The sequence below is a fragment of the Geofilum rubicundum JCM 15548 genome (genome assembly GCF_000974365.1).
Classification (GTDB): domain Bacteria; phylum Bacteroidota; class Bacteroidia; order Bacteroidales; family Marinilabiliaceae; genus Geofilum; species Geofilum rubicundum.
Genome location: NZ_BAZW01000209.1, coordinates 1 through 525 on the forward strand (window position 1 = coordinate 1; position 525 = coordinate 525).

The following is a 525-nucleotide window of genomic DNA, read 5'->3' on the forward strand; positions in this document are numbered from 1 at the left end:
GACCGACATTGTCCCAAGTGCCAGGGAACCAAACAGGCTCTTTGGATTGAGAAGCTGATGAAATCAACACTTGCGGTGAAACACTACCACATCATTTTCACGGTACCTCATGAGCTCAACCAGATTTATCTGTGGGACAGAAGGCTTTATTGCAACATCTTGTTCCGTGCTGCCAGCCGTACGCTGCACAGCTTCGGTTATACACATTACGGTTGTGAAACCGGAGCCGTTGCGGTGCTGCATACCTGGGGGCAAAACCTTTCTCTGCATCCGCATTTGCACTGCATTGTTCCGGCAGCCGGTTATTCCTTGTCGGGGAAATGGCGCCATATCGGCAAATATGATAATTATCTGTATCCGGTGCACCAGTTGAGTGCTGCCTTTAAAGGCAAATTTCTGGACAGCATAAAAAGGGAGCTGCGAAAACTTTCTGCAATGGATGGCTTTAAAGTCTGCTTAGAGAAGGCCCATCAAAAAAAGTGGGTGGTCTATTGCGAGCCCTCTATGGCAGGTGCCGAGCATGTT

The 525-nt window shown here is 48.8% G+C and carries 1 protein-coding gene; it reads left to right on the plus strand.

Annotation, left to right across the window (positions count from 1 at the left end; translation table 11 throughout):
* The coding region (locus tag JCM15548_RS20815) for an IS91 family transposase (RefSeq protein WP_162198321.1) at positions 1–525 on the plus strand (525 nt) is incomplete at both ends.